30 protein-coding genes are annotated in these 26,757 nt (G+C 49.6%); 20 read left to right on the top strand and 10 right to left on the bottom strand.

Annotated elements, in window-relative coordinates; translation table 11 throughout:
• Window positions 1–657: a spermine/spermidine synthase domain-containing protein gene (locus tag M0651_RS06245; RefSeq protein ID WP_248550981.1), complete on the bottom strand. Its 657-nt coding sequence runs from the start codon at window positions 655–657 to the stop codon at window positions 1–3.
• A 57-nt stretch (window positions 658–714) separates the two neighbouring features.
• Window positions 715–1,152 (bottom strand): MarR family winged helix-turn-helix transcriptional regulator, encoded by a 438-nt coding sequence (locus M0651_RS06240; RefSeq protein WP_282577798.1) that lies wholly within the window; start codon window positions 1,150–1,152, stop codon window positions 715–717.
• A 163-nt stretch (window positions 1,153–1,315) separates the two neighbouring features.
• Between M0651_RS06240 and M0651_RS06235 the strand changes: the two genes are divergently transcribed.
• A complete protein-coding gene (locus M0651_RS06235; protein WP_155605924.1) occupies window positions 1,316–1,771 on the top strand; it encodes a CBS domain-containing protein in 456 nt (151 codons plus the stop codon).
• Between the two features lie 57 nt (window positions 1,772–1,828).
• Window positions 1,829–3,034, top strand: a complete 1,206-nt coding sequence (locus tag M0651_RS06230) for an MFS transporter (RefSeq protein ID WP_248551200.1) — start codon at window positions 1,829–1,831, stop codon at window positions 3,032–3,034.
• A gap of 121 nt (window positions 3,035–3,155) precedes the next feature.
• Here M0651_RS06230 and M0651_RS06225 read toward each other — a convergent pair whose 3' ends face one another.
• Complete coding sequence (locus M0651_RS06225) at window positions 3,156–4,082, bottom strand: L-lactate dehydrogenase (RefSeq protein ID WP_248550980.1); 927 nt, start codon at window positions 4,080–4,082, stop codon at window positions 3,156–3,158.
• 420 nt (window positions 4,083–4,502) lie between these two features.
• Here M0651_RS06225 and M0651_RS06220 point away from each other — a divergent pair, with 420 nt between their 5' ends.
• The 4 genes from M0651_RS06220 (at window position 4,503) to M0651_RS06205 (ending at window position 7,812) form a co-directional block, all read left to right on the top strand.
• Window positions 4,503–5,429: a polysaccharide deacetylase family protein gene (locus tag M0651_RS06220; RefSeq protein ID WP_248550979.1), complete on the top strand. Its 927-nt coding sequence runs from the start codon at window positions 4,503–4,505 to the stop codon at window positions 5,427–5,429.
• A gap of 66 nt (window positions 5,430–5,495) precedes the next feature.
• The gene (locus tag M0651_RS06215) at window positions 5,496–6,782 is read left to right on the top strand and encodes a beta propeller repeat protein (RefSeq protein WP_248550978.1); all 1,287 of its coding nucleotides are present in this window, start codon (window positions 5,496–5,498) and stop codon (window positions 6,780–6,782) included.
• A 205-nt stretch (window positions 6,783–6,987) separates the two neighbouring features.
• Window positions 6,988–7,185 carry a hypothetical protein gene (locus tag M0651_RS06210; RefSeq protein WP_248550977.1) on the top strand — a complete coding sequence of 66 codons (198 nt, stop codon included), beginning with the start codon at window positions 6,988–6,990 and terminating at the stop codon, window positions 7,183–7,185.
• Window positions 7,186–7,392: 207 nt separating this feature from the next.
• Window positions 7,393–7,812, top strand: a complete 420-nt coding sequence (locus M0651_RS06205) for a DUF2500 domain-containing protein (protein WP_248550976.1) — start codon at window positions 7,393–7,395, stop codon at window positions 7,810–7,812.
• 167 nt (window positions 7,813–7,979) lie between these two features.
• Here M0651_RS06205 and M0651_RS06200 read toward each other — a convergent pair whose 3' ends face one another.
• Entirely contained in the window at window positions 7,980–9,302 is a 1,323-nt protein-coding gene (locus M0651_RS06200) for an FAD-dependent oxidoreductase (RefSeq protein WP_248550975.1), read from the bottom strand.
• A gap of 268 nt (window positions 9,303–9,570) precedes the next feature.
• On the opposite strand from M0651_RS06200, the gene M0651_RS06195 reads away from it, so the two are divergent.
• From M0651_RS06195 to M0651_RS06185, 3 genes are all read left to right on the top strand, one after another.
• Complete coding sequence (locus M0651_RS06195; protein WP_248550974.1) at window positions 9,571–9,993, top strand: cell wall hydrolase; 423 nt, start codon at window positions 9,571–9,573, stop codon at window positions 9,991–9,993.
• A 43-nt stretch (window positions 9,994–10,036) separates the two neighbouring features.
• Window positions 10,037–10,483 (top strand): spore coat protein GerQ, encoded by a 447-nt coding sequence (gene gerQ / locus M0651_RS06190; RefSeq protein ID WP_248550973.1) that lies wholly within the window; start codon window positions 10,037–10,039, stop codon window positions 10,481–10,483.
• A gap of 317 nt (window positions 10,484–10,800) precedes the next feature.
• Window positions 10,801–12,081 carry a hemolysin family protein gene (locus tag M0651_RS06185; protein ID WP_248550972.1) on the top strand — a complete coding sequence of 427 codons (1,281 nt, stop codon included), beginning with the start codon at window positions 10,801–10,803 and terminating at the stop codon, window positions 12,079–12,081.
• Between the two features lie 25 nt (window positions 12,082–12,106).
• Here M0651_RS06185 and M0651_RS06180 read toward each other — a convergent pair whose 3' ends face one another.
• A complete protein-coding gene (locus M0651_RS06180) occupies window positions 12,107–12,694 on the bottom strand; it encodes an RNA polymerase sigma factor (protein ID WP_248550971.1) in 588 nt (195 codons plus the stop codon).
• Window positions 12,695–12,909: 215 nt separating this feature from the next.
• On the opposite strand from M0651_RS06180, the gene M0651_RS06175 reads away from it, so the two are divergent.
• Entirely contained in the window at window positions 12,910–14,124 is a 1,215-nt protein-coding gene (locus M0651_RS06175; RefSeq protein ID WP_248550970.1) for an MFS transporter, read from the top strand.
• A 70-nt stretch (window positions 14,125–14,194) separates the two neighbouring features.
• Here the strand turns inward: M0651_RS06175 and M0651_RS06170 are convergent, their stop codons facing one another.
• Together M0651_RS06170 and M0651_RS06165 are read right to left on the bottom strand one after the other, a co-directional pair.
• Window positions 14,195–15,427 (bottom strand): aminopeptidase, encoded by a 1,233-nt coding sequence (locus tag M0651_RS06170; RefSeq protein WP_248550969.1) that lies wholly within the window; start codon window positions 15,425–15,427, stop codon window positions 14,195–14,197.
• Between the two features lie 85 nt (window positions 15,428–15,512).
• The gene (locus tag M0651_RS06165; RefSeq protein WP_372490895.1) at window positions 15,513–16,802 is read right to left on the bottom strand and encodes a TrkH family potassium uptake protein; all 1,290 of its coding nucleotides are present in this window, start codon (window positions 16,800–16,802) and stop codon (window positions 15,513–15,515) included.
• A gap of 181 nt (window positions 16,803–16,983) precedes the next feature.
• On the opposite strand from M0651_RS06165, the gene M0651_RS06160 reads away from it, so the two are divergent.
• The 3 genes from M0651_RS06160 to M0651_RS06150 all read left to right on the top strand — a co-directional run bounded on the left by M0651_RS06160 (window position 16,984) and on the right by M0651_RS06150 (window position 18,986).
• Window positions 16,984–17,256, top strand: coding sequence for a hypothetical protein (locus M0651_RS06160; protein WP_248550967.1), 273 nt, complete (start codon window positions 16,984–16,986; stop codon window positions 17,254–17,256).
• Window positions 17,257–17,305: 49 nt separating this feature from the next.
• Window positions 17,306–18,391 (top strand): AI-2E family transporter, encoded by a 1,086-nt coding sequence (locus M0651_RS06155; RefSeq protein ID WP_248550966.1) that lies wholly within the window; start codon window positions 17,306–17,308, stop codon window positions 18,389–18,391.
• A 127-nt stretch (window positions 18,392–18,518) separates the two neighbouring features.
• Window positions 18,519–18,986 (top strand): hypothetical protein, encoded by a 468-nt coding sequence (locus tag M0651_RS06150; protein WP_248550965.1) that lies wholly within the window; start codon window positions 18,519–18,521, stop codon window positions 18,984–18,986.
• A 78-nt stretch (window positions 18,987–19,064) separates the two neighbouring features.
• Here the strand turns inward: M0651_RS06150 and trxA are convergent, their stop codons facing one another.
• Window positions 19,065–19,403, bottom strand: coding sequence for a thioredoxin (gene trxA, locus M0651_RS06145; RefSeq protein ID WP_248550964.1), 339 nt, complete (start codon window positions 19,401–19,403; stop codon window positions 19,065–19,067).
• On the bottom strand, window positions 19,378–19,773 hold the full coding sequence (locus M0651_RS06140) for a MerR family transcriptional regulator (RefSeq protein ID WP_248551199.1): 396 nt from the start codon (window positions 19,771–19,773) through the stop codon (window positions 19,378–19,380). The genes trxA and M0651_RS06140 overlap by 26 nt, the downstream gene beginning before the upstream one ends.
• A 181-nt stretch (window positions 19,774–19,954) precedes the next feature.
• Here M0651_RS06140 and M0651_RS06135 point away from each other — a divergent pair, with 181 nt between their 5' ends.
• The 6 genes from M0651_RS06135 (at window position 19,955) to M0651_RS06110 (ending at window position 25,169) form a co-directional block, all read left to right on the top strand.
• Window positions 19,955–20,443 carry an isochorismatase family protein gene (locus M0651_RS06135; protein ID WP_248550963.1) on the top strand — a complete coding sequence of 163 codons (489 nt, stop codon included), beginning with the start codon at window positions 19,955–19,957 and terminating at the stop codon, window positions 20,441–20,443.
• Window positions 20,444–20,493: 50 nt separating this feature from the next.
• Window positions 20,494–21,282 carry a TIGR00266 family protein gene (locus M0651_RS06130; protein ID WP_248550962.1) on the top strand — a complete coding sequence of 263 codons (789 nt, stop codon included), beginning with the start codon at window positions 20,494–20,496 and terminating at the stop codon, window positions 21,280–21,282.
• A 104-nt stretch (window positions 21,283–21,386) separates the two neighbouring features.
• Entirely contained in the window at window positions 21,387–21,821 is a 435-nt protein-coding gene (locus tag M0651_RS06125; RefSeq protein ID WP_248550961.1) for an Rrf2 family transcriptional regulator, read from the top strand.
• Window positions 21,822–22,003: 182 nt separating this feature from the next.
• On the top strand, window positions 22,004–22,870 hold the full coding sequence (locus M0651_RS06120) for a VOC family protein (protein ID WP_248550960.1): 867 nt from the start codon (window positions 22,004–22,006) through the stop codon (window positions 22,868–22,870).
• A gap of 101 nt (window positions 22,871–22,971) precedes the next feature.
• Window positions 22,972–23,541 carry a GNAT family N-acetyltransferase gene (locus M0651_RS06115; protein WP_248550959.1) on the top strand — a complete coding sequence of 190 codons (570 nt, stop codon included), beginning with the start codon at window positions 22,972–22,974 and terminating at the stop codon, window positions 23,539–23,541.
• A gap of 74 nt (window positions 23,542–23,615) precedes the next feature.
• A complete protein-coding gene (locus tag M0651_RS06110; RefSeq protein WP_248550958.1) occupies window positions 23,616–25,169 on the top strand; it encodes a glycine betaine uptake BCCT transporter in 1,554 nt (517 codons plus the stop codon).
• A gap of 26 nt (window positions 25,170–25,195) precedes the next feature.
• Here M0651_RS06110 and M0651_RS06105 read toward each other — a convergent pair whose 3' ends face one another.
• Complete coding sequence (locus M0651_RS06105) at window positions 25,196–26,050, bottom strand: SDR family NAD(P)-dependent oxidoreductase (protein WP_248550957.1); 855 nt, start codon at window positions 26,048–26,050, stop codon at window positions 25,196–25,198.
• Window positions 26,051–26,219: 169 nt separating this feature from the next.
• Between M0651_RS06105 and M0651_RS06100 the strand changes: the two genes are divergently transcribed.
• Window positions 26,220–26,729: a MerR family transcriptional regulator gene (locus tag M0651_RS06100; protein WP_248550956.1), complete on the top strand. Its 510-nt coding sequence runs from the start codon at window positions 26,220–26,222 to the stop codon at window positions 26,727–26,729.
• The last annotated feature ends 28 nt before the right edge of the window (window positions 26,730–26,757 follow it).

The raw sequence follows: 26,757 nt of genomic DNA, 5'->3' as shown, positions 1-26,757 counted from the left end.
TTAACGTACGTAAAAGATAAAGTCCGGATCACCGTGGGTTTGCGGGACTTCGCGGATTTCCACGTTTCCGAAAGCCTCCTGCAGCTGCCGGGCAAATTCCGGTGAAGGAGTTGCACTCCAGAACGACAAACATCCGCCGGGGCGCAGACGGTTTTGCAGCGCCGCAAGACCGGCTTCATCATACAACGAGGCGTTGCCGTCGAACACTTTCCAATCCGGTCCGTTGTCGATGTCGAGACAGATCAGATCAAACGACTCTGCCGTTTCGCGAATCCAGGAGACAAGATCCGCATGGACTAATCTCGTTCTCGGATGCTCAAGAGTGTACCCGTTCACGTGAACCATTACAGTTCGGTTCCATTCGATTACCTTAGCCTCGATCTCCACAACGGTCGCTTCCTGGACGCGAGGATCAAGAAGTGCTTCCTGAAGTGTAAATCCGACCCCAAGGCCGCCGATCAACACTTTGTCGGGCGAAGAGACCAGCTCTAGTGCGCGACGAACGAGCAGTCGCTCCGACTCGCCGTTATACGTAGCCATTAGAAAGGTGCCGTTGCTGATGATTTCGAACTGATCGCCGCGCCGTTGCAGCTGGATTTCACCTCGAGGGGTTACGGCACGTTCGATGATTTCAAGTGGCAAATCGATATCATTCATCAGGGTTACCTCCATTTGAATGACGTAATAGATATTATGTAAACCAATGAGATCGTTTTACGAATTGGAACTCAATAAAGCGTGATTGAATTTCTGCAGCAGGGCAGCAAATGTTTCCGTCTCATCCTCCGCCCAATCCGCGAGCAGCTCGCGAATACGTGTTAACCTACCTTGTTTATAGACTGCATATTCTTTAGCGCCAAGCTCTGTTATCTCCAGGAAAAAAGCGCGTCGATCCGCTGGATCCGGAATTCGCCGCACATACCCCTTTTGTTCGAGCGCAGCCGTCTGGCGGCTGACGGTGGAGATGTCCAGCTGATACTCTTCGGCTAACGATTTGACGCCTACCGCGCCGTGAGCGCCAATGCGATGCAGAAGCAGGTAAGCGGAGCGGTCTAAATTACCGTATTTTCCGGAAGCTGTTGCAGTAGTTATCCGACGGTATAACACGGCCATCTCTAATTCGATGGTTTCAAGCGATTGTTCATCGATCATTTCGAATACCTCACTGCCAAATAGGATAAGTTTATCGTATCATAGAATGGACATGAAATTAAATGAATGCAGGCATCTGTAGGAGGGAAGCGCTCTACCGTGTTCATAGCAATTGACAACAATTTATGTAGTTGTATAATACAATTATACGAGGGGGATATCCATGCAAGCGCATGAGATCATGATCAAGCAAGTTTACAAAGTGAAGGAGACCGATACGGTTCGCTCCGTCATCGAAAGATTCATGGAGTATCGCATTAGCGGGCTGCCGGTGGTCAACGAACGGAATGAGATTGTCTCCTACATCAGTGACGGCGATATTATGCGGTACATCGGCAAACACCGCGATGTCGTGGTGGATTCGATCTATTACGTCGCTGTATTTAAAGGCGATCAGGAGGACTTTGAACAGCGCGCACAGCGGTTGCTTGACCTTAATGTTAAAGAGATCGGCAAAAAGAAAGTATATACCGTCTCATGGGATGAAGAAATTGAGAACATTGCGGCGATTCTAGGGAAGAAGCAAATCAAGAAGCTCCCGGTTGAACGCAACGGAGTGCTTGTCGGAATTATCAGCCGGGGAGATGTGATCAGGCATTCCTTTAAATCTTTCTTATAACCCGGGGAAGGAGTCTTTATGTCATCATCGTCAAAAACAGTCGTGTTATCCGAAACTATGGAACGTTTAGAAGTCGAAAGTACGAGTCTAATTAAACAACCCAAAGCCGTTTGGGCTGTTTTTTTTGCCTCGATCATCGCTTTTATGGGCTTGGGTTTGGTGGATCCGATTCTGCCGGCCATCGCGGGCAGTTTGAACGCTTCGCCAAGCGAAGTGACGCTGTTGTTCACCAGCTACAATGCGGTTATGGCGATCGCTATGTTGATCACGGGTGTGATCTCTTCACGGATCGGGATCAAGTGGACGCTGCTCACGGGTATCGTTGTCATCGCCGTTTTCTCGGCGCTGGGCGGTATGGCCAGCGACGTGTGGACGATCATCGGTCTGCGCGGCGGTTGGGGCCTCGGCAACGCATTGTTCGTCGCCACGGCGTTGTCAGCCATTGTTACGTTATCCGGCAGCGGAACCGCCAAAGCGGTGATTCTGTACGAAGCCGCAGTAGGGCTTGGCATTTCGGTTGGCCCGCTCGTCGGCGGCTGGTTGGGAGCCATCTCCTGGCGTGGCCCGTTTCTTGGCGTAGCTTCGCTTATGGTGATTGCCTTCATTGGTCTGAGTCTCCTCATGCCGAAATCATCTGAGAAAGCCAGCTCTCGTGCAGCGCGCACTTCCATATGGGCTCCATTCCGGGCCATGCGCTATCGTTCACTCGTCGTATTGGGATTAACCGCCTGTTTCTATAACATCGGGTTCTTTACGCTGATGGCTTATGCCCCTTTCGTGATGGGGCTGGATGAACATGGTTTGGGTTATGTATTCTTGGCGTGGGGGGTTCTCCTCGCGATTACCTCTGTAGGGACCGCTCCCAAAATGCAGGAGAAGTTCGGGACGGTGAAATCGATGGGGGCAATGTTGTTTTTATTTGCCCTCATGCTGCTGGCCATGGGAATTTGGACTGATACGCAATGGGTGATAATCGCCACTGTTATTGTTGCCGGGGCGTTGCTAGGGAATAATAACACGTTGATTACAACCGCAGTGATGAACGCCTCGCCCGTAGAGCGTTCCACGGCTTCGGCTGCTTACAGTTTCCTGCGGTTTCTGGGCGGGGCGTTGGCGCCGTTTATGGCCGGCAAGCTGGCGGAGTGGTTTAATCCCCATGTCCCGTTTCTCGTAGGGGCTGGTTTCGTCCTGCTGGCCGTGCTGTTTATCGCGATCAATCATAAACATGTCAAACACGTTGATGAGGTAGGTACAGGTCATTAATTGATGGGGTCGAGCAGAGAGTTTACGGCATAAATTTATTATATTTTATCATGTGAATTGATTGAATAAGAAAACGTCCGGTACCGCATAACTGCAGTCCGGACGTTTCTTATTTTGTTTATTACAGATCCAGGTTGGCGATCTCCGATTTAAGTTTATTCGCAGAGGCATGGAACTGAGTCAACTCTTCGTTGCTCAACTTCAAGTCCAACACTTCGCGAACGCCGGAGCGGTCCACAATACTCGGCACACCGAGATATACGTCGGAAACTCCGTTATAATCAGTAAGCAGCGTTGATACGTTCAGTACCGAAGCTTCGTTCTGCAGGATAGAGACGATGATCCGGTCTAGCGCAAGCGCAATCGCGTACGAAGTGGCACCTTTGGCGTTAATGATCTCGTAAGCCGCGTTTTTCGTGCTGTTGAAAATTTCCTCGCGATCCTCATTGGAGAACTCCAACCCGATCCCCGCAACGTTGGCCAAGCTCCACAGCGGAAGCTCCGAGTCTCCATGTTCACCGATAATATGCGCATGGATGCTGCGCGGGTTAATTTTCTTGTTCTGTCCGATCAAATAACGGAACCGCGCGCTGTCGAGCAGGGTCCCGGAACCAATCACGCGATTAGACGGGAATCCGCTCTTCTTCAGGGTGACATAAGATAGGATGTCAACCGGGTTCGTGGCCACCAAGATAATCCCGTGGTCGTTATATTTGACAATATTCTGGATGATGCTGTCGAAAATGCCGGCATTCCGCTTAAGTAAATCGATTCTTGTCTCTCCAGGACGTTGGGAGGCTCCCGCAGCGATCACGATGACGTCGGCATCGGCGCAATCGCTGTAATCGCCGGCCCAAAGTTTAACCCCGCCGGTAAATGGAAGTCCGTGGTTCATGTCGAGCGCTTCACCAAGCGCTTTTTCCTTATTGGCATCAATTAATACCAGCTCGGAAATTCGTTCTCTTAACAGCAGGGTATAAGCGGTCGTTGCGCCAACCGCCCCTGTGCCGATGATAACAACCCGGCTGGAACGCAATTTGTTTTTCATTTGTTCATCTCCTCGTCTCTATTCTCGGTACCTTATCTTGCGCCATTACTTGTATTCTTAACCTGTGATGTTGCAAGCGCATAGGTCGTTTTGTCGCTCCCATGAAGAAGCGAGCGATATGTAGTTCGCCCCAAATTCATTGTACCTGAAATAAGCTCAAAATTTAAAGTAAAATGTGGAATATTCAGTTTTAATAGAAGTATTACATAATAAATATTATGTAAACCAAATGGCGTATTTTGAAACTTGTTATCACTTTGTAACCATCGATTAACGATTCTGTAAGGACGAAACTCTCGCTTTATATTATTCTAGTAAATAGGAAAAAGAGAGAGGAATTCGGTGAACCATATGTCGCCTTACGGAAGACGAAGTGATAAGCATGGAGATCGTACTACACGTACTAGTTCAACGCGGACGGTGAAACTCGTAATAACGGCAGCGATCGTACTAGCGGCGTCATCTTTGGCACTGACTGCGGTGGCAGTCTCCCCGTTGCTCCATGAATCGTTCCCGTTTCAGAAGCCCACCCGCGTGATGATACCGGCGAAGTTGGCGGCTGCAGAAGAGGGCGAGCAAGAACAGAGCGTTGCGCCAACTGGATTGGAGCCTTCACCGTCTGCGGCGGAACCTAGTGTAACACCGGTAGTAGACGAGTCGGCGCCTCCCGTTCAGCCAAAAGTCGAGACGAAACCTCCCGTGGTACCCGACAAGAAACCTCAAACCCCGGTGAAGCAGAAGGTCATTTATCTCACCTTTGATGACGGACCAGGCAAATACACGGAGCCGCTGCTTGATATTTTGGAGCGTTATCAGATTCACGGTACGTTCTTTATGATCGGAAATCAGCTTAGCAGCCACAAGGAAGCCGTTAATCAGACGCTGGAGACCGGTCATTATATCGGGCTGCACAGCATGACGCACAACAAGAAGAAATTGTATAACGGGAACGACTCTGCTAAATTTGTCGAGGAATTTACGAAAGAACAGCAATTGTTTGAGAAGCTGACCGGAACTACGCCGAAGCTGATACGGGCTCCATATGGCAGTAAACCGGAAATCGGAGAGAAGTTCCGGGGTGATATCGCCAAGGCCGGTTTTAAGATGTGGGATTGGACGGTAGATTCGAAAGATTGGAAATATCCGGACAGCCCCAGCTCGATCCTGAAAGAAGTGAAGCGTCAAACGCACCGCAATACGGAAGTAATCTTACTGCACGAGAAAGCGCAGACCGTGAAGGTATTGCCGCAAATTATCGAATACCTGCAAAGTAAGGGTTATGCCTTTGCCGTTTACAAACCGGATCAGCATTTCACCGTTAATTTCGGGAATGATCCGCGTCTATAACTACGGAAATCGCCTATGGTATAATGAGAGACGAACTAGTTTATGCAGAAAGCGAGGTGGTTCAGGTTGAGCTTGTGGCACAAGTTAGCCGGAACCGCCCTGGTGTTGGTCCTGCTTCTGACGGCATGCACGTCCGCGCCGCCTCCGGCTGCCGCTCCTGTTCAGAACGAGCCTTCCGAGGAAGGGCAGACCCTTACGGTAATTAATCCGGAAGCATCCGAAAACCAGGGAAATCCCGCCGCCGCTTCGGCGGAGAACAAGAACAACCGTTACCAGATTCAAACCCGGCTAACCGATTTCCAACTGCTTAGCGCCGCGACAGGGTTAGCTTGGGGCAATACGCGTAATGAACTGCGGCTGTATATCACAGAAGACAATGGCAAAACCTGGACGAATATTTCTCCCGCCGCTTCGGTGCCGTTTTCGACCACACCCGAGTATGGCAAGGATATCTTCTTTCTCGATCCGAATCATGGCTTTATCGTACGTAATTCTGCAGGTTCCGGAGATACGATTGTCCTACGGACGAAGGATGGCGGAGTGACTTGGAAGGTCACATCATTCCCGGGAACCGGTGAAGTAAAGGCGATGGTGTTCGCCGACCCGGCGAACGGATGGATATTATCCGAGGGTACCTCGCGAGAGAGCGGCCAAAGGTCATTATATGCAACGGACAACGGCGCACAGTCCTTTGAAGCGTTACTCGGGGGAACCGATCCTGTAAGCTTATTGTCCTCCGATCACCCTGCTGAAACTCCTGGTATTGATCCATCCATGGCGTTTACGAGTCCGCACCGCGGTTTTGTCAGTGAGTTGAAGGATGGGTTCCCGACCTTGTACCTGACCCAAAACGGCGGATTGACTTGGACAAAAAGCGAACAGTTCTTCAGCTTAGACAAGTACAAGACCTGTGACAGCTTTACAATTGGAACCGTATCCTTCTTCTCGGGCAGCGCCAGAGAGGGCTGGGTTCCCGTCGGTTGCAGCCGTGGCAACTCTACAAAATTTAACGGCTACTTCACCGAGGACGCCGGTATCAGTTGGACATTAGCCCCATTTAAGTTGTCCTGGCAGACGGGACTAAACGAGAAGCTCGCCCCAACCTTCTTAACCTGGAACGAAGGGTGGACGATCCTTGATTCAACCGTTTATTATACGTCGGATCAGGGGGCGAGTTGGGAGCCGCTGCCGGATAATGAGAAATTGATCGAAACGCTGAAGGGCTACCCTGAAATAATAAAACTACAGTTTTTCACCTCCCAGGTGGGTTGGTTGCTCGTTGCCAAAGAGGATCAACAGCGCTCATTGCTCATGCAAACGAAAGATGGGGGACGGAGCTGGCAGGTGTTGTAGATGGGGGATAAAATCAAGCATGGCACGGTGTGCCGTGCTTTTTTTCAGGTGAAATCTAAAGAAATGTTGTGACGTTCATCATATTGTGAAATTTATCACGTGCACTCCTTAAACTTTGTGATATATTTAACTTGTAAGGAAGATCAACAACAAAGTCAATAAAAACGGAGCTAGCGCTCCCCAATACGATAGGAGTGGATCCCTAATGAAAACGACAGTTCAAGAAGAAACCGTAACCCGCAACTATCTTCAGTTTTGCTACAACTGCGAAGATGCTCACCTGTGCACGACCGAAGAACAATGCAAAGCATGCTGGGCAGAGAAAGGGCTTGACGAGGAATTCGAAATGGAAGCCGATGGCGCCGAAGAAACCCGTCAACTGTTATTCGAGTACTATGCTTAATTCAGATCAAACCTCTTGTGTACCCAATTAACCTCCGGTTCGTAAGTTCGAATCGGGGGTTTTTGGTTTTTCTATCGATATCGTGGACAAGAGTGGCATATTTTCTGGACACGTTGAATAACAAGTTTCATTTCGGGTCGGCATATACTTAGGGGGAAAGGGGAGAACAGCGGGTACGGAGCAACCTCTTGAAGGAGGGACAACGCGATGCAATCTTGGACGGAAATGTTTGGCGTAGTGGAAACGGCACTGCCGATCCTGTTTGTTGTAATCATTGGGATCCTGGCAGTAACGGCAGCGAGAGGGATTCTTCGCTCCATCGGAAATAACAGACAGCCGGTGCTTAGCGTCCAGTCCGTCATCGTCGGCAAGCGGACTGAGGTCAGCCACCGCCATGACACCGACACCTCAGTGAACCGATCCGACACGAAGTATTATGTGACCTTCGAGGTCGAAAGCGGCGACCGTTTGGAGTTTGTCGTATCCGGAACGGAATACGGGCAATGCGCGGAAGGGGATGAAGGGAAGCTGACCTTTCAGGGCCGCCGATACCACGGGTTCGAGCGGGCGGGCCGAACCTATCGAACCGAGTTGCAGGAATACCGGAAATCGCATAGCTCCGGGTAAGTCAAGGTTCCGGGATCCGCAAAAATGACACGAAAGGCAGGCAGGGCAAGGTTGAAACCGATCGAACATCAAAAAACAGAAGCGTAACGGATAGTCAGACCTCGTCGTCGACTCTTGCGAATACGCTTCTGTTTTTGTTTGATTAAATCCATGTTCAATAAGACTCTTTAGATGGTTAAGGCTTTGGTTTGCGCTTGTTCCAGGATCGACTGAGCGACAGCGCGACCGCTGGAGAAGGCGCGTTCGGCTAACTCGCCTTTGCCTTCGCAGCCGTCACCGCAGAAGAAGAAGGGCACGCCGGCCAGACGATTAGGCAACAGTTTGTTGGTGTGAATGTTCTTGACGCTGGCTACCATCGCTTTCTTGGAGACACGCTTCACCTCTACAAATTCGCGCCAGTCTGGATAATACTTATCGAACAGTGCCTCCATTTGCTGCGTCTTCAGCTCCAGATATTGCTTCTTTTGCTCCTCGTCGGTGAAGTCATCGTTCAAGTAGGCAATCCCCTGAAGCAACTGTCCGTGAACGGGGGCAACCGTATAATCGGTAGCAGAGACATCGCTGATAAATATTTTATGATCCATATCGCTGATATAGTGGAAGGGACGGGCAACGACTTTAGAGAAGCCCACATCGTAAACGAGTACTTCTGTCGAAGTGTTATTCTTGTAAGGCTCCATCGTACTCGCCCAAGGTGTATCCTCCAGCAGTTTGGTCACCTGCTGCACCGGCATCGCGAAGATCACTTGATCATATACAAGTTGTTGCCGAGTTTTCGTATTCAGCACGAATTTACCGTCTTCCATCGTAATCGATTCGACCGGTTCCTTAACGGCAATGTCCCAAGCCTCGTTGTCACCGATTTTATCGATCAATTGGTCTGTGATCGTCGCCCAACTGCCAAGAATGTAACTGACCGGGCGGCCTGAGAGGAACAGATTGTGATAATATTCAGCGATCACCTCACCGGACACTTTGCGTGCTTCCTCCGGTGTAATGAAGAAGTTGGAACACACAAGATGCTCCCATAGCTCTTTGACTTCAGCTGAGGCATGTGAGTGGTTCAAATAATCCCCGAGTGTTCGATGCTGCTTTAAATGATGGATATTCCCAATCACGGCAGCGATTTCGGCGACGAACCGGACTTTCTCCCTTGCTGTCAGCACATCCGTTTTCATAATGTTGACGAAATCGAGCGGGGCAGGGGTTAAATGACCGTGTTTGGCATATACCACCTTACGTTTATCCACCTGTTTGCTCTGGAATTTCAAATGCAGTTCTTCTTCCATGGAATGGAGCGTATGTCTATCGATGCCATATACTGCGTGTGCTCCGTAGTTCAGAGTAAATCCCGATTTTTCATAAGTGAAGGCCCGTCCGCCGAGCTGCGGGCTCCGTTCAAACACTGTTCCGGACGTATCGCTGTGGTCCGACAGGTATGCAGCAGCTGTAAGCCCGGCCAGGCCGCCGCCAATAATCGCGATTCTCATGAGGTAACCTCCTAAAAAGGTAAAATGAAGCAACCGTTTTATAAAGAAACCAGCAAAAACGTATAAAGAAACGTTATTCATCTACAGTATATGCTATTCGTGTAAGCGCGTCCATAGAAATAGTCACGAAATGTTCAATATTGTAACCGTATTCACATGTGGATGGACAAACGAAGTCTTGACACCGAATTTTTACCAGCGCTCAAGCACCAAGATAGGCGGGAGCACATAAGATATATCGTTCAGCAGAGAGGGAGGAGGAGCCAATTTGGCTGTCATTAAAGCGAACTCCGAAGATGTAAGGCTGCTGGCGCGCCTGATGCGCGCAGAGGCGGAAGGAGAAGGCGAACAGGGCATGCTGATGGTCGGCAATGTCGGGGTCAACCGGATCTTGGGCAATTGTCTTGACTTCCAGAATATCCGTGACATGAACCGAATGGTATTTCAAAATCCCGGCGGGTTCGAAGCAACCGTGAAGGGCTATTTCTACCAGAGGGCTCGTGATCGCGATATTCGATTGGCGCAGCGCGTCATCAATGGCGAAAGGGTCTGGCCGGCTTCCAACGCCTTATGGTTTTTTCGGCCTGCGGGAGATTGCCCGGCAACCTGGTATAACCAGCAAAACACCGGTCGGTTCAAATCACACTGTTTCTTCTCTCCATCCGCAGGAGATTGCCCTGCCGTATATTAACATCAACATTTCGTTAGATCAATTATGAGGAGGAATGAATTGCATGTTTACTCAGCAATTTCGGCCAGCAGCTTATCCCGCAGGCCATGGTACTTATCCGTCAATGCCTGGCTTAGGCGGATACCCACAGCAAACGGGAGGGGGAATGCCTCCGCAAGTGCCTAGTGGAAGCCCAATGACGCCCGGCGGCACGGTCATGCCCATGCCGATTCAGAACTATGAGCAATCGTACATCGAAAACATTTTCCGTCTGAATTTAGGCAAAATCGGCACATTCTACATGACATACGAGAACAACAGCGAATGGAACGCGAAGATCTTCAAGGGCGTGCTGGAAGCCGCCGGCCGTGACCATATCATCATCAGCGATCCCACAACCGGTGTGCGGACGGTCATGCTGATGGTTAATTTCGACTATGCGACGTTCGACGAACCGCTCGTCTATCAATATCCTGGCGTAATCGGTTCTCCGCCTCCAACCCGAAGATAAGCTGCTTAGGTCCCCTTGCCAAGAGGGGGCCTTTTTTATTTTTTCAAGCCTGCCACGCCTGTTCGTCAGGAATACCGCAGCGTTTGACTGTGTAGTGTATAATAATATAATTAAGAAGAATTCATCATACAGGATGCAACCGCACGGCTAAAGGAGATGAAATCCCTTGGGAAATTAAAGCTGCAATTCTCATATGCAAAGCAATGGATGTTCGATGATTTCAATCCACGAAGGAGGTGCACCTATTCGTCGCCAGACCGGCGGGAATAGGAAACGTATTGGGTGACCCTTTACCGAGTCTTTATTCTGTAGGATTCATGGTGTTATTGGTGTTGCTAAACGGATTTTTCGTATCGGCCGAATTTGCCATCGTGAAGGTGAAGAACTCCCGGATCGAGGCTTTAGCCGAAGAGGGCCGAAGGAATGCGAGAATCGCTAAAGATCAGTTAGGCCGATTAGAAGGCTATTTGTCGGCTTGTCAGGTTGGGATTACCCTCAGCTCGCTTGGGCTCGGCTGGCTAGGCGAACCGGTGGTAGCTCGCATACTTGGACCGCTGTTTGAAATGATGGGATTTGGCGAAAGACCGGTGGTTATCGTTTCGTTCGCCGTTTCGTTTATTCTCATTGCCATTCTTCATATCGTGTTAGGGGAACTGGCCCCGAAGACAATCGCCGTCCGCAAAGCCGAGACCATTACGTTATGGTTCGCCTGGCCGATGCGTATATTTTACCGGTTGATGTACCCGTTCATCTGGATCTTAAACGGACTTTCTTCCGGCCTCTTGCGGTTATTCGGGATCGCACCGGTATCGGAGCAGGACTCGCTGCATACGGAGGAAGAAATTCGGGTGATGATGAAAGAGAGCAGCGAAAGCGGTTTGATCGACAGCACGGAAATGTCGCTGGTGGATAATATTTTCGAGTTCGCGGATACCACCGCTCGAGAGATTATGATTCCCCGAACCGAAATGATTTGTTTGTACACCCAGCATACCCTGGAAGAGAACCTGGAAATCGCGTTGGAAGGCACAAGAACCCGTTATCCTGTCTGCAATCAGGATAAAGACCATATTATCGGATTTATTCATATTAAAGATTTGATTCGCTCCCAAACCCGCAATCTACGCGATTTAATCCGTCCGATCATGGCTGTACCGGAATCTATTCCAATCAGCGATTTAATGAAACGCATGCAGCGGGGGAGAACGCAAATCGCCATTCTGATTGATGAATACGGCGGAACCTCCGGGATGGTCACGTTGGAGGATATCGTCGAGGAGATCGTCGGCGAAATTCAGGATGAGTTTGACGAGGAACGCCCCGGCATCGAGCAGCTAGATACTCGTGAGTATTCGATCGATGGGTTGATGTTAATCGAGTCGATTAATGACCGATTTGGTCTGGAGCTGGATTCCGACGATTATGATACGATTGGCGGTTGGTTGTATTCACGCATCGATATTCTGCCACCTCAGGTGGGGCAAACCGTGGAATACGGCGAATATACTTACGTGGTAGAGGAAACCGACAACAAGAGAATCTCTCGCGTGAAGCTTATACGGCAACAGCTCTTGCCGTTGGAAGAAGCAGGCGCTTAAATTCAAATAAAACCGGATGTCTCGATTAGATCGAGGCATCCGGTTTTTGCTCGTCCCATTGCGTATTCAGCATTTTTCTAATTCCTTCCCGGGTACGGTATAACCGTTGCCGGACAAGATTCTCACATAAACCCATTCGATCGGCAATTTCTTTATAGCTGAGGCCTTGCTTCCAGCGATATTCAAGCAACTCGCGGTATTCCGGCTTAATATGATGTAAATACGAACTGATGGCTTCCTCTAACAGCTTGGTTTCCACGCAACCCTCTACCGAATCCTCCGGCCAAGTCGTTGCGGCGACTTCCTGAATCGCACAATCCGAGTCCACGGTACAATCATGTTTCCGATTCTTACGTAAATAGGTGATGGCCATATTCCGGGAGACCGTTCTCAGCCACGCGCGTAAGCTGATTTCGTTATCGATAGCCGGCTTCTTGAGGACTACCATCAGGAACGCTTCCTGAAGAATGTCTTCGGTTGCTTGATGATCCTTCACCATATAATAGATGGTTCCGTATACCAAATCGAAAAAGGCGTAGTAGACTTCTTCCTGCAGTTGTTCAGGCAGTTCCAAATAATTTGCGGTAAGTAAATACTGTAACCGACTGGACATAAAGTTACCTCTCTATCTCGTATCCTAAACCCCATTTTACCAATCACTCTATCCCAATTTTACTCTATCTTCACTATAAAAGGAATCTTTTTCCATAGACATCACAAAATTCTGATGGGTTTCGCCAGGTTTCAACAGATGACGTAGCGGGTGAGATCTATTACAATGAAGGAAGTGTGTTTTCTGCAGCTTTGTGAGGCGAGAGGAGAGAATACGTGAAAAGTTTATTTTGGATGGGATGCTGGTCCTATCTGTTGATCGGTTTGGCTCACGTCGTAGTGGGATCGTTGATGCCTAGTTTGCTGGAGTATTACGGGAGAGATTACGGAGACGGAGGACTGCTGATCTTTGCCCAGTTTTCCGGTTTCTTGGTGGGAGTTCTACTATGCCCTTTGTTGATTGCAAGACTCGGTAAGCTGAACGGATTGCTAATTGCTACCGGGATGTTGTGCGCGGCGGAGTTCGTTTATACGCTGCTCCCGCTATGGGAGTGGATGTACGTTGTTGGGGCCGTAGCTGGCTTTGGGTTTGGGATGATTGAAGCGGTAATCGGAACGATTATTATCGCTACCTTCACGGAAAGAACCGCCGTGGCAATGAGTCGGTTGGAGGTGTTCTTCGGACTCGGGGCGCTTCTGATGCCGCTGGCTGCCGGGGCTTTTATACGTTTGGAGAACTGGAGATACACGTTTCTTCTGGTTTCGGTTCTGGCATTCGTCCTATTGTTTGCCTGGGGAAAAGGCCGTTTCGGTGAGTTCAAAGAGACCCTTCAGGCTAGGAGCGAGAAGACGGCAGAGAAGGGGAATTGGCTGAAGCCTTATCAGGGAACCCGAGGGTTGCTGCTCGTTGTCTTTCTTGTGTTCTTCTTCGTGTACGTTGGTACAGAGATGAGCTTCGTCAATTTCTTGCCTTCACTACTGATTGAGAAGCTAGGGATCGATAAACCAACCGCCGCTTTCAGCGTAACCTTGTTCTGGGTGGCCATGACGTTTGGACGAGTATTTGCCGGGGTCGTCGCGGAGCGAATCTCCTATAGCCGTTATGTGGCCTTGGGTTGTCTGATCAGCTTCATCGTCATTTCCTTGTTTGCGATGAGCGGAGGACTCGCTTTGCTGTTTACGCTGATCGTTCTGTTTGGGTTATTTATGTCGGGGCTGTTCTCCATCGCGCTCGTTTTTGCTAATAAGCTGTTGCCGGGCACGGAGGAAACGACACCCAGCTTATTGATTGCCTCTGGAGGCGTTGGGGGCGCGTTACTGCCCCTCATGATGGGAGAGAGCATGGACTTTGGCGGTGCTGACTTATCGGCATGGATATTGTCCGGATTCCTAGCATTACTGGTGCTCTTAAGTGCGACTGCGGTGATGATCCAACGGAGCCGAGCTTATACGTCATCCACGCGATCTGTGAATGTCGAATCATCCAATTGATGTGCGAACATGATAAAAGCGCCCCTCTGGCAGAACGAATCTGCCGGGGAGGCGCTTTTTGAATTTCAGATCAGATTGCCCAGTTTCCTTTAGCAAAGATAGGTTCTTCCTTGCCATCCGCAGTGACTCCAAAAATATCCATCTCCGCGGACCCGACCATAAAGTCCTCGTGCGCCAAGCTGGAATTCAATCCACGTTTCGCCAGTTCGTCTTGGGACATCGATTTCCCGCCCTCCAGGTTAAAGGCGTAGGCATTGCCGATCGCCAGGTGGTTGGAGGCATTCTCATCGAATAATGTATTGTAGAACAAAATGCCCGATTGAGAGATCGGGGAGTTATGCGGGACAAGCGCCACTTCACCAAGATAATGCGAACCTTCGTCCAACTCGACGAGTTGCTTCAGAACGTCGGCGCCAACTTCTGCTTGATAATCCACAATTCGTCCATTTTCAAAGGTCAACGAGAAGCGGTCGATAATGGTACCTCGGTAGCTGAGCGGCTTCGTAGCAGCTACCGTTCCGCTTACTCCCGTTTTGAGCGGAGCGGTGAAGACTTCTTCCGTAGGCAGATTGGCCAGGAACGTATTACCTTGCGCGTTGATGCTTTCGGCGGCAACCCACAGGTGGCCTTCCGGAAGCTCGATCGTGAGATCCGTCCCAGGAGCTTTATAATGCAGCTTTTTATAACGTTTTGCGTTCAAATAATCGGATTTCTGTGTCAAATTGTCAATATGTTGCTGCCAAGCGGCAATCGGATCTGGCTGATCCAAGCGAACTGTGCGGAAGATGGCTTCCCACAAGGCTTGAACACGTTGTTCTTCCGGAAGGTCAGGGAACACTTTATCCGCCCAAACCTTGGAGGGAACCGCAACGATCGACCAGCTGAATTTATCGGACATCTGCATCTCGCGATATTTACTCATCGCTTTGCCGTACGTTTTCTGATGGTTGGTGAGTCGCTCGGTGGATACGCCCTTCAGTAAATCGGGATCGGAAGAAATTACGTGCAGCACGGCCGCGCCATTCTCCACGAATTCCAGCATTTCACCGGCGTACCATTTGGGTTCGTCCAGGAAGGAATCCTCAGCAGCCATATCATAGCGAAGGCGAGTCACTACATCGTCGCTCCAGTTCACTTTGACAAATCTGGCGCCGGCTTCATAAGCTTGCTTGACAATCAGACGGACGAGCTCAGCGCAATCGATGGTCGCATTAATGATCAGGGTTTGGCCGGGCTGTACGTTTACGCCTATTTTGACGGCCAGTTCTGCATATTTTTCCAGTTTCGTTTGAAAATCGGACATATACGGTCTCCTCCATACTTTGGAAATAGGTTATTGTCTTATCATACACTATCTCATTACGAATTTGTAATGTTGGCCGAAGGGGTCAGCCAATAATAATTTTGCCTTCCGGGTACTTCAGCAATTCCTTTTTGGTCCCCGAGTTAATTGCATAAGCCAGCGTCAGCGGTCCGATCCGTCCGAGGAACATCACTGCGCTGAGCAGCACTTTGCTGATCTCGGTCAGCTCTGGCGTCAGGCCGAGGCTCATACCGGCGGTGGCAAACGCGGAGGTTGTCTCAAAGAGCAACGTCAGGAACGGAGCGTCCTCAAGCGCGGATAACACCATGGCGACAGTAATGACTAGAAACATCGCCAGCCAAGTTTGCGTAATCGCCTTAATGATCGAAGCCTTGGGCAATCGTTGCCGAAAGAAGATAATATCCCGATTCCCGCGCATCATCGCATACATCGCCCCGAGCAAAATGGCAAATACCGTGATTTTGATCCCGCCGCCGGTTGATCCCGGAGCCGCACCGATGAACATGAGCAAGATCAGCAAAAACTGGCTGGATTGCTCCATATCCGCCACGGGTACGGTGCTGACTCCGCCGGACCGGGAGCTGATAGAATGAAAGAAACTGGCGAAGATGCGATCCACCCCATTCATCGGGCCTAGGGTATGCGGATTATTCGCTTCGATCAACAATAAAATAATGGCGCCGACGGCCGTCAGGATGCCGGACATCGTCAGAACGACCTTCGTATGGAGTGACAGTCGCCGGTTTTGCCTGTAACCCAGCAAGTCGGCAATCACGATGAAGCCAATCCCGCCGAGGAATATCAAAAGCATGACAACAAGGTTGACGAACGGGTCGCTGGCATATGCTGCCAACCCGCTAAAAGGTCCGTAAATTCGACCGAATAAATCGAAGCCGCCGTTGTTGAATATCGAAACGCTATGAAAGATTCCGAAATATATCGCTTGTCCAATCGGCATGTCCTGGGCGAAACGGACGAATAGGAGTAGCGCGCCGGTCGCTTCGATTGTCAAGGAATACGCCATGACGCGCAGGATCAAGGGAAGCAATCCGCCGATCTGATGATGGTTCAGCGATTCCTGCAATACCAGCCGTTCGCGCAGCGAAATCCGGCGGTTGAAGGCGAGCGAGATCAAGGTGCCGACCGTCGTAAAACCAAGCCCGCCGATCTGTAACAGCAGCAGGACAACGACTTGTCCAAACACGGTGAAATGTGTGCCGGTATCCACGACCGTAAGTCCGGTCACGCAAGCGGCCGAAGTCGCGGTGAAAAACGCATCGATCAACCCAAGACGATGACCCTCCGCCGTTGCGGGAGCAAGCGAGAGCAGAAATGCGCCAAGCGTGATGACCATCGCAAAACCGAAGGTTAATATTTTCGCGGGAGATAGCACAGCTTTTTTTCGTTTCGGCAAGTGAAGTTACCTCCGTACAAGTTCTGCATATTGTTATTGACTTAAATCATGGTAAGATATTGCAAGAAGACTGTCCATTCATAAAAATAAGTTTATGCCAGATAAAGGAGTTGCGATACGCATGACCGAGTTAAAGATTGTTCGCGCAGAAATGAAGCGAGAGGAGGACGGGTCGTACCTCGGCAAAACCGTCTTTGAAGTCAACTCGCACAAAGCCGGCTATGAAATTACGTTCTTCAGCACGAAGGGGAAGGATTGGGATTACAGCCTTCATTATGCGGGTGAGCCAGGAATAGAAGAACAACTTTTAGAGGTTGATGCACGGCTAGAGGAAGATGACGATTGGTTTGATACCCTGTTGGATGCCGCGCTGGATACGCTACCAGAGGTTTGACCCGTAACCTTCCGGATAAGCCGGGAGAGAGGGAGAGGAGGAACCCACCGTGTGGCAACACCCTTTTTACCGAACGTCACTAGGGATCATTCTGGTGCTGACGATCATCTATCTGTTATCCAAGGTCAGCTTTATCTTTAATCCAGTGGTGACGCTCGTGTCCATTCTGATTGTCCCGTTAACGATTTCCGGATTTCTTTATTACTTGCTGCGGCCGATCGTGCATTTTCTGGAAAGCAAGAAGCTGAACCGGATGCTTTCGATTCTGCTGATCTATCTCATGTTCGCCGGCGTGGTCACGATTTTCCTAATCGTCGTCTGGCCGCCGCTGCAGAAGCAGATCATCGAATTTATGAATAACGTTCCGAAGTTGATCAACGGCGTACAATCGCAGATGAACGACTTCCGCAACAACCGATATTTCTCGATGGTAACGGACGAGACGAGTCCGGAGCTGATGAACAAAGTGACGGAATATCTGAATTCGGCCATGGAAGCCATCTCTGGTTATTTATCGCATGTGGTGACCTTTCTAAACGATTTCGTCATCGTAGTAGGTACGGTTCCCATCCTGCTTTATTACATGCTGAAGGAAGACGAGCGAGTTACGCCTGCGCTGGTTCGGATGCTTCCGGTTCGTTATCGCCGTGACGGTGCCAGCGTCATTCATGATATCGATAATATGCTGAAGGGATTTATTGCGGGACGCATGATTAGCGCCGTGTTGCTGGCCTTTATGAGCTTCATCGGATTTTGGTTGATCGGCTTGCCTTACCCGCTGCTTCTGGCCGTCGTGGGTGCACTGTTTAACTTCATACCGTATTTCGGCGCGTTGCTTGGAGCGATTCCTTGCGTCATCGTGGCGTTCACGGTATCCCCATCCATGGTCGTATGGGTCATCCTTATCGTGGTGCTTGCACAACAAGTGGAAGGCAACTTGATCTCTCCGTACATATACGGTAAGACGATTAATATTCACCCCTTAACAACGATCGTTCTGTTGCTTGTAGCCAGTGACTTTGGCGGTATTCTGGGGATGATCTTAGCCATACCTGTATATATGATGTTGAAAATTGTCGTGCTAAAGGCGCATAAGCTGTATTTTGCTGAGAAAATCGAAGAGTTGACCGAATAGGTTTTACCAATCATATTCCAAATGACATCCAAGGTGATCAATATCATATCTCACGCCCCCGTGATTGGGCGATGATTATTCTAATAGAAAGAAGTTAGATATTCATTACGCTCGGGGGATGATAGACATGGCATTGAATGCCAAAGGCGGGAAGTACTTTTACGCGTGGAGCAAAATTCTTCCCGACGGATCATTTTACCTTCCGGATCAAGCCCTGCATGAGTACCAGATTCGCCCGGACTCCAACATTATACTGATGACAGGTCGGAATACGGCCAAGGGTTTTAGCGTCGTTTGCAAAGAACTGATTGCGAACTCACCGCTTGCCACGATATTCGGCAGCATTCCTCAGCTTCAGCAATTCGCCATCCCGGAAGGGCAGGCCATTACCTTTAAGGAACGTTCGTTCTGCTGGGTTTATCTAAACAGCAAAGGGTATTTCACGCTGCCGCTGACGACCTGGCGGGAATTTGGACTCAAGCCCGGCGATCAACTGCTGAGTCTACGGGCCACCCATCTGGCATTTAACAACTTGTCGGAGGGGCCGTATATCGAGCAAGCCAAGCAACTCCGCGATATTCATGTCTACGAATGAAAAGAAGCTAACAGAGGAACCAGCCAGTCGCCGATTCATACATCGGCAGCTGGCTGGTTTTAATTTCTTATGCGATCTTTAAGCGCTTTGGGACGGTAATAGATACTTCGCGATTAAACTCGTATAAGCTTCCTTCGGCCGCAGCCCAATCAACTTCTCAACAGGCTGGCCCTGCTGGAAGAAGATGACGGTCGGCATGGACATCACGCCGAATTGTGCGGCCAGAGCCGGCAGCTCGTCGCAATTGACCTTCAGCAGGTTAATGGCGCCGTCATAGCTTTCGTGCAGCTCATCCAATATAGGGGATAACACCTTACATGGTGGGCACCAAGGTGCGTCGAAGTCGACGAGGGTGAGACCCGTTGCTTGTAACGCCTCCGTAAACTCATTTTCATGTTTGATCCGTTTCGTTGCCATTCTCATTCATCTCCATTTCGGGATTTTCGCTTAAAATATGACTGATCCGCTCTTCCAGATTGGCCTTGATCGCCTGCAGCAGTTCAATTTGCTCACTAACTTCCTTCAGCTTACTGCGGTAAACGGGCATGATCTCGCGGCAGAACGCCTCTTTGCTGGTCATGACGCAATGCAGGAAGCCGGCGATTTGCTCTGTCGTGAGCCCCAGGCTTAAATAGAACTGGATCGTCTTCACTTGTTCAGCGGAAAAGCTGTGGTAGTCGCGGTACCCATTAGCCATCCGTTGCGAAGAGATCAAGCCTTGCTCCTCGTAATAACGAAGGGAGCGGATGCTGACGCCGGTAGCCTTGGACAATTCACCGATTCTCATCGCTTTCAAATCACCTGCCTTCTTGGATTCATTATAAACCCTGACATTAATGTGAGGGTCAATTACTTTTCGTCTAATTTGGCTAAAAAAACTTCTACGAGGATTACGGCGGCGGGTTCGAGGATCGTGTATAATGTAAGAAATTAGGCGCCTATCACTAGGCGTTGAAGGAGGAGCAGGCATGAAACCGGCTATATTGATTATCGATATGCAGCAAGCCTTCTTATACCATCCGCGAATCCAAAGCGAAGTACCGGGAGCATGCGAGTACATCAATGCGGTTGCCGACATGTTCAGGGAGGCGGGTCGGCCTGTCGTTATCGTCCAAGATAAGGATGGAGGTGAAGGGACTCCGGGGTACGAGGTGATTCCTGAGGTGAAGCTGGCTGAATCCGACCTGCGGATCTCCAAAGCTTGGAATAACTCGTTTTGGAGAACCGATCTCGAGCAGCTTCTGCGCGAACAGGACACCGATTTTGTAGTAGTGTGCGGATTTGCCGCAGAACATTGTGTCACCTTTACGTTTAACGGAGCCGTGGAACGTGACTTTGGCGCAGCTATTTTGCAAAAAGGGATCATCGGTGAGCATCCCGATTCGGTAGCGGCGGTATACCGGGATCGCAGTTTGATCAGCTATTCTGTGATTCGTGCGATTTTGAAATCAGCTTAATTCATGACATTACATAATTAAAATTCATTCATTTGGAGGCGGATCGGTACATGAATGCACATGAAATCGATTATCGTATTATCGGCAATGAAATGCAGTGCGTGGAGGTTCACTTGGATCAAGGAGAAAGCGTGATCGCCGAAGCCGGCAGCTTTATGATGATGGATCCGGATATTCGGATGGAGACGATCTTCGGCGATGGCAGCAGTCAAGGCGGCGGCGGGCTCATGGGCAAGCTGATGGGGGCCGGCAAACGGCTGCTCACAGGCGAGGGTTTGTTCATGACGGTGTTCACCAACGCGGGCTACAATCGGCAGGCTGTCACATTCGCTTCTCCATATCCCGGCAAAATCGTCCCGCTCGACCTGCAAATGCTTGGCGGCAAAATCATCTGCCAAAAGGACGCTTTCTTGTGCGCCGCCAAAGGCGTATCGGTCGGGATTGAATTCCAGCGCAAGCTCGGCACCGGCTTCTTCGGCGGAGAAGGCTTCATCATGCAGAAAATCGAAGGCGACGGTCTGGCGTTTGTGCATTCCGGCGGCTTGGTAATTGAAAGAGATTTGGCCCCCGGCGAAGTGCTGCGTCTGGACACCGGCTGTTTAGTGGCTATGACGTCTTCGGTCGACTATGACATTGAATTCGTTAAAGGTGTGAAGACGGCCTTGTTCGGCGGGGAAGGGCTCTTCTTCGCGACGCTGCGCGGTCCCGGCAAAGTATGGGTTCAATCATTGCCGTTCAGCCGTTTGGCGGATCGGGTGCTATCCGCCTCCCGTTATTCGGGCCGCAAAGATGAGGGCAGCTTGTTAGGCGGCTTGGGCAATTTGCTGGATGGCAGATAGAAGGGAAGAGGGATTCCCTTCCTGCGGTGAGAAAGGCGGTTGACATTCCACTCCTTAAGTAACTAATATGGTTACAAGACGATGGAATGGGGGATAGGCTTATCATGACAATCAGTTCCAGATTTTCCGTGGCCATTCATATATTATCCCTGCTTGAAATCAACAAGGACGGGATTAGCACTTCGGAGTATATCTCCGGCAGCGTCAATACGAACCCCGTTGTGATCCGTCGAATTATGGGCATGCTAAATAAAGCGGGCCTGGTGCAAGTGCGCACGGGGGTTGCTGGGTCGAAGCTGTCACGGCCGCTTGATCAAATTACATTGCTCGACGTTTACCACGCGGTGCATGTTGTGGAGGAAGATGGATTGTTTGCCGTACATGATCATCCTAATCCGGATTGTCCGGTTGGCAATAATATCCAATCGTCCATCGAACCCATCTTCTCCTTGGCGCAAAAAGCGATGGAGAACACGCTGGCGGCTGTGACGTTGCAGGATGTTGTAGATGAGATATCGGCTAAAGCCACTTCGGTTTAATCGCAGGAAGCTGCGGTTAAGCGGAAAGTTGATAGAGCCCCCTAAGCCAGGGGGCTTTTTTGATGCAGAATTGACAACCCCACATCCTGTAACTATACTGATTACAATAGTCCATGTGTAACAGCTACAGTTACACTTCATTGTAGTATCGAGACGTAATGATTCGAAGGAGGAAATGGTTCATGGCTCATTCCTTGCCTATTCATCCCGCCGCACAAATCGGTGTTGTTCAACTAAAAGTTCGCGATCTCGATCGATCGGTCGCATTTTACCAGGAGGTCATCGGCTTTCAGGTGCTGCGCCAGAACGGCGCGATCGCCGAAATAACTGCCGACGGCAAAACACCGTTGCTCATTCTAGAAGCAGATCAACGCTATCAAGTGTTGCCCGAGCGATCCGTATCTGGGTTATATCATTTTGCCATTTTGGTTCCGGACCAAGTGACGCTTGGACTTGTTCTGCGAAATCTCATCCGTTATCAAATCCCGGTGGGACAAGGCGACCATCTGGTCAGCGAAGCGTTGTACATAAACGATCCCGACCAAAACGGCATTGAAATCTATGCTGACCGTCCTCGTGATACCTGGCAAAAAAACGCTAGCGGCGAAGTTATTATGACCACGGATCCTGTGGACGCGGAAAATCTGTTGAATCTGTCCGAGCAATCGGAGTGGCATGGTTTGCCTGAGGGTACCCGTATGGGGCATGTGCATTTACATGTAGGGGATTTGCATCAGGCAGAACAGTTCTACTGCGGTATTCTCGGCTTCGAGGTCACCGCTCATTATGGCACGGCCGCATTATTCATTTCCGCTGGCGGATATCACCACCATATCGGCCTCAACATGTGGGCCGGCAAAGGTGCGCCCCCCGCACCGGAGAATGCGGTGGGCATCCGTTACTTTACAACGGAGTTGCCGGATGTACCGGCACTTGAAGCCGTTGAAAGCCGATTAGCTGAAGCGAAAGTGGCTTATCATCGGGAGGGAAATGAACTCCGGTTAAGCGATCCGTTTGGCATCGGAATTCGACTCGCCGTTGTTGGCTGAACTGTCGTAGAGAATAAACTCCTCTGTTTTTGACTCTTCCTTTTGGCGTGGTCCTTCACCTATAATAGATTTACGCAAACTCTAGGAAAGGACCGGTCGTTATGAAATTGTTCCCTCAGCTGGAAACGGAGCGTTTTGTACTACGAAGGCTAACTTCGAAAGATGCCGCCGATTTGTTCCATTACTTCTCCAACGATGAAGTGACCAAATATTACGATTTGGATCGTTTCGTGGAGCTCCGAGAAGCCGAAGAACTGATCCAAATGTGGAACAGCCGCTATTTGGAGAAGCAAGGCTTTCGCTGGGCTATTACGGTTAAAGCCGAAAGCGACCGGGTGATCGGCACCTGCGGATTTCACAACTGGTCGAAGAACCATTATAAGGCCGAGGTCGGTTATGAGCTCAACCCGGACTATTGGCGCCAAGGCGTCATGACTGAAGTATTGCAGGAAATCCTGCGTTTTGGTTTCGAGGATTTGGGACTCAACCGGATCGAAGCTTTTATTGATCCTGACAATATTAGGTCTCGGTATTTGTTGGAGAAAACAGGCTTCCATGAGGAAGGGTACCTGAAGGAAACGTTCTTTGAGAAGAATCAGTTCGTTGATGCCGTCCTATTTGCATTGCTGAAGAAGCAATACGAGTCGAAACGGAACCGGATATTTCGTTAAATTGCATAATCCCCCGTACTCTAGGTAAACAATTGTAAAGAATGTTTATCATCGCTAAAGTTGGGGGTCAAGAAATGGTATTTATGGTTTCCTTTCTGATCATCTTGTTGTTCGTCCTTTGGGGGGCGTTAGCTCCAGAGCAACTTGCAAAAACGGCAGATCGGGTATTAGAATTTTCTATTGGAAGTTTCGGCTGGTTTTATTTGATGACCACGCTGGGACTTCTTATTTTTTCTTTCTATCTGGCTTTTAGCAAGCACGGGCAAGTTAAATTAGGCAGTGATGATGACGAGCCTGAATATTCAAACTTATCTTGGTTCGCCATGCTCTTTAGCGCTGGGATGGGCATCGGACTTGTTTTTTGGGGGGCTTCGGAACCGTTATCGCATTATATGACTCCTCCGGAAGGAGTAGAGGGCGGGACTCCGCAAGCCGCCAGATTGGCAATGCGTTATTCATTTTTTCACTGGGGATTACATCCTTGGGGGGTATATACTCTGATTTCGCTTGCTCTCGCTTATTTCCAATTCCGCAAAGGGTATCGCGGACTCATTAGCATGACCTTTGTTCCATTACTAGGTGAGAAGATTGTCAAAGGCTTCTTGGGAAAATCCATCGATATTTTGGCTGTCATCGCGACAGCGTTTGGCGTGGCTACATCTTTGGGGCTAGGTACCCTGCAAATTGGCGGAGGACTCCATCATTTGTTTGGTATTCAGAATACATTGACGACGCAAGCCGTTATCATATCTGTTGTAACGGTCTTGTTTTTGTTGTCCGCGACAACCGGTTTGGATAAAGGGATCAAACTGCTAAGCAATATCAATTTGATTATTGCCGTTACTTTGCTAGTGTTCGTTCTATTGGCGGGTCCGACTTCCTTTATCTTCGATACGTTTACTTCGACGCTCGGGGACTATCTGCAAAACCTGGTTGTGATGAGCTTACGTATGACACCATTCACCCAAGGGACGTGGGTAGGGAATTGGACGCTATTTTATTGGTCATGGTGGATCGCGTGGGCACCTTTTGTTGGCACTTTTATTGCACGTGTATCTCGAGGAAGAACGATTAAAGAGTTTGTGCTTGGGGTGCTCCTCGTCCCCAGTGCATTCGGGTTTATTTGGTTTTCTGTATTTGGAGGAACCGGTTTAAACATAGAAATGTTCAAGCTTGCTGGATTAGCCAAATCTGCGCAGGAAGATGTAACGACCGCATTATTCTTCATGCTGGAACAGTTACCGCTAGGCATGTTAATTGCAGCGTTGGCCACTTTGCTAATCATTACTTTCTTCGTAACTTCCGCGGATTCTGCAACATTCGTACTTGGAATGTTGTCTACCAAAGGAACTCTGAACCCCAGCAACAAAGTGAAATTGACGTGGGGGATTCTGCAATCGCTAATTGCTTTGACCCTCCTGATCAGTGGAGGATTAAGCGGCCTACAAACTGCTTCGATCGTTGCGGCACTTCCTTTTGCCGTCATTATGCTAGGGATGTGCGTCTCCTTACTGAAAGCTCTGAACGGAGAGGATAAAGAACGTAAACACAGAGAAAGAGAAACCCGGCAGTTTATTGAGAAGATGCGTGCTAAAGAAAATATCGAACCGACGAACTCCAATGGATAACAATTGTATACAAGGAACACCGCAGATTAGCGATGTTCCTTGAGAAACTCCGTTTCATAGATCATGTGGATCCGTTCCAGCACCGTTTGGGCATGCTTTTGAAACTTAAGCTCTGCAGGCTGATCCTTCATCAGGAAGACGCCGGTTTGACCCCGATGATCGCCCAGTACACCGGTATATAGTAAGCCAGCCCCATGGGTTGGCGGGGAGAAGAACAGCTTCATGATCGGCTTCAGCCAAATCGGAAGACCCGAAGGTTTTCCTTTGCGAAGGGTATTGTTGCCCCCAGGATCGACGCTGCGGATTTCGATGCCCTCAGCCGCAAACTGGGGAGCGATGGCTTTCGTCCATAAGGAGAGCGCCAGCTTGGATGTGGCGTAAGGACCTAATAGCTTGCGGAACGATGTAGGCCGCGCCAATCGGTCCGGATCAAAGGACTTGACTCTGCCTATCACAGCGGACGAGGTATTGATTACCGTTTTTAAACGGCCGTTTTTTAACAAATCCATCAATTCTATCGTGACGATATAAGGGACGATCGTCATCAACTCGTAGTGAAGCTCACGACCTTGCTTCGAATACTCCAATTCCGGAAAGCTGCGACCGGCGTTATTGAACAGCACGTCAATTAATTCTTCGTTGGCTTTAATCTGCTCCAGCACTTGCCGCAGACTGTTAAAGTCGGACAAATCCGATGCCTTGTAGGTTCTTAGCTGCCCTTGGCGAGCGGCGGATTGCAGACTTTGATCTTCCGCCGGCCAGTCGGAACGGTTTAACCCCACGACTTGCCATCCTTCATTCAGCAGCTTGCGGGTTAACTCGAGTCCGATCCCGGAGCTGGCCCCTGTTATTAAGGCGACATTTTCGTTTTTGATACCCATCTTGATCATCCCTCCTAAGTCTTAAACCTGCTATGAAGTCGATTGTATTTCTTGGAGTCGACTTCAAGTCAAGCCGATTTTTTACACGAAAGTGAATATTGACTTGGAGTCAGCTCCAAGTTATATAATGCAGAATAGACCTTTTACAGAGGAACGGAAGGAAGAGAAAATGGCGATCGAATCGATGGATAAACGCACTTTTTCTATCAAGCAAGTTGCGGAGCGAACCGGCATAACCGTGGATACCCTTCGATATTATGAGAAAATTGCGCTCCTGCCTCGGGCCAAGCGGAAAGAGAATGGACACCGCGTTTATCACCAGGAGGATCTGGATACGATCCGATTGGTAAATTGCCTCAAGAAAACCGGGATGCCTCTGGAAGAAATGCGACCCTTTCTGAAGGTATCCATTGATGCGGATATGGGGGATTATCCGGAGCTGGTGGAGAAGATGGTTCAACACCGGGCTGACATCGTCGAGCAAATTGCTTCGCTGCAGCAGGTAGTCGATTTTATCGACTTGAAGCTTGCGCAAGGCAAGTACCGACCCTCGGACTGCGAAGTTGAGGGTGTCTATCGCTCTCGATCTGACGGCAGGAAGGGCGTGCCGGCCCCAGCACCGTTTTCGACAGCCGAACTGCGTTATTTTTCCGCGGCACCGAGTGAAAGTGGTCATTGAAGAATTGGTTTTCTTTTGCCATAATAAG

This window comes from Paenibacillus mellifer, from assembly GCF_023195895.1.
In the GTDB taxonomy this organism is placed as follows: Bacteria; Bacillota; Bacilli; order Paenibacillales; family Paenibacillaceae; genus Fontibacillus; species Fontibacillus mellifer.
The sequence above is the reverse complement of the archived record's forward strand: the minus strand, read 5'-3'. Positions and strand labels throughout refer to the sequence as shown.

Coding starts and splice junctions, on each gene's coding strand:
- M0651_RS06245 (WP_248550981.1), bottom strand. CDS start 657: ATGAATGATATCGATTTGCCACTTGAAATCATCGAACGTGCCGTAACC.
- M0651_RS06240 (WP_282577798.1), bottom strand. CDS start 1,152: ATGATCGATGAACAATCGCTTGAAACCATCGAATTAGAGATGGCCGTG.
- M0651_RS06235 (WP_155605924.1), top strand. CDS start 1,316: ATGCAAGCGCATGAGATCATGATCAAGCAAGTTTACAAAGTGAAGGAG.
- M0651_RS06230 (WP_248551200.1), top strand. CDS start 1,829: ATGGAACGTTTAGAAGTCGAAAGTACGAGTCTAATTAAACAACCCAAA.
- M0651_RS06225 (WP_248550980.1), bottom strand. CDS start 4,082: ATGAAAAACAAATTGCGTTCCAGCCGGGTTGTTATCATCGGCACAGGG.
- M0651_RS06210 (WP_248550977.1), top strand. CDS start 6,988: ATGAAAACGACAGTTCAAGAAGAAACCGTAACCCGCAACTATCTTCAG.
- M0651_RS06205 (WP_248550976.1), top strand. CDS start 7,393: ATGCAATCTTGGACGGAAATGTTTGGCGTAGTGGAAACGGCACTGCCG.
- M0651_RS06200 (WP_248550975.1), bottom strand. CDS start 9,302: ATGAGAATCGCGATTATTGGCGGCGGCCTGGCCGGGCTTACAGCTGCT.
- gerQ (WP_248550973.1), top strand. CDS start 10,037: ATGTTTACTCAGCAATTTCGGCCAGCAGCTTATCCCGCAGGCCATGGT.
- M0651_RS06185 (WP_248550972.1), top strand. CDS start 10,801: ATGGTGTTATTGGTGTTGCTAAACGGATTTTTCGTATCGGCCGAATTT.
- M0651_RS06180 (WP_248550971.1), bottom strand. CDS start 12,694: ATGTCCAGTCGGTTACAGTATTTACTTACCGCAAATTATTTGGAACTG.
- M0651_RS06170 (WP_248550969.1), bottom strand. CDS start 15,427: ATGTCCGATTTTCAAACGAAACTGGAAAAATATGCAGAACTGGCCGTC.
- M0651_RS06165 (WP_372490895.1), bottom strand. CDS start 16,802: ATGGTCATCACGCTTGGCGCATTTCTGCTCTCGCTTGCTCCCGCAACG.
- M0651_RS06160 (WP_248550967.1), top strand. CDS start 16,984: ATGACCGAGTTAAAGATTGTTCGCGCAGAAATGAAGCGAGAGGAGGAC.
- M0651_RS06150 (WP_248550965.1), top strand. CDS start 18,519: ATGGCATTGAATGCCAAAGGCGGGAAGTACTTTTACGCGTGGAGCAAA.
- trxA (WP_248550964.1), bottom strand. CDS start 19,403: ATGGCAACGAAACGGATCAAACATGAAAATGAGTTTACGGAGGCGTTA.
- M0651_RS06140 (WP_248551199.1), bottom strand. CDS start 19,773: ATGAGAATCGGTGAATTGTCCAAGGCTACCGGCGTCAGCATCCGCTCC.
- M0651_RS06135 (WP_248550963.1), top strand. CDS start 19,955: ATGAAACCGGCTATATTGATTATCGATATGCAGCAAGCCTTCTTATAC.
- M0651_RS06130 (WP_248550962.1), top strand. CDS start 20,494: ATGAATGCACATGAAATCGATTATCGTATTATCGGCAATGAAATGCAG.
- M0651_RS06125 (WP_248550961.1), top strand. CDS start 21,387: ATGACAATCAGTTCCAGATTTTCCGTGGCCATTCATATATTATCCCTG.
- M0651_RS06120 (WP_248550960.1), top strand. CDS start 22,004: ATGGCTCATTCCTTGCCTATTCATCCCGCCGCACAAATCGGTGTTGTT.
- M0651_RS06115 (WP_248550959.1), top strand. CDS start 22,972: ATGAAATTGTTCCCTCAGCTGGAAACGGAGCGTTTTGTACTACGAAGG.
- M0651_RS06110 (WP_248550958.1), top strand. CDS start 23,616: ATGGTATTTATGGTTTCCTTTCTGATCATCTTGTTGTTCGTCCTTTGG.
- M0651_RS06105 (WP_248550957.1), bottom strand. CDS start 26,050: ATGGGTATCAAAAACGAAAATGTCGCCTTAATAACAGGGGCCAGCTCC.
- M0651_RS06100 (WP_248550956.1), top strand. CDS start 26,220: ATGGCGATCGAATCGATGGATAAACGCACTTTTTCTATCAAGCAAGTT.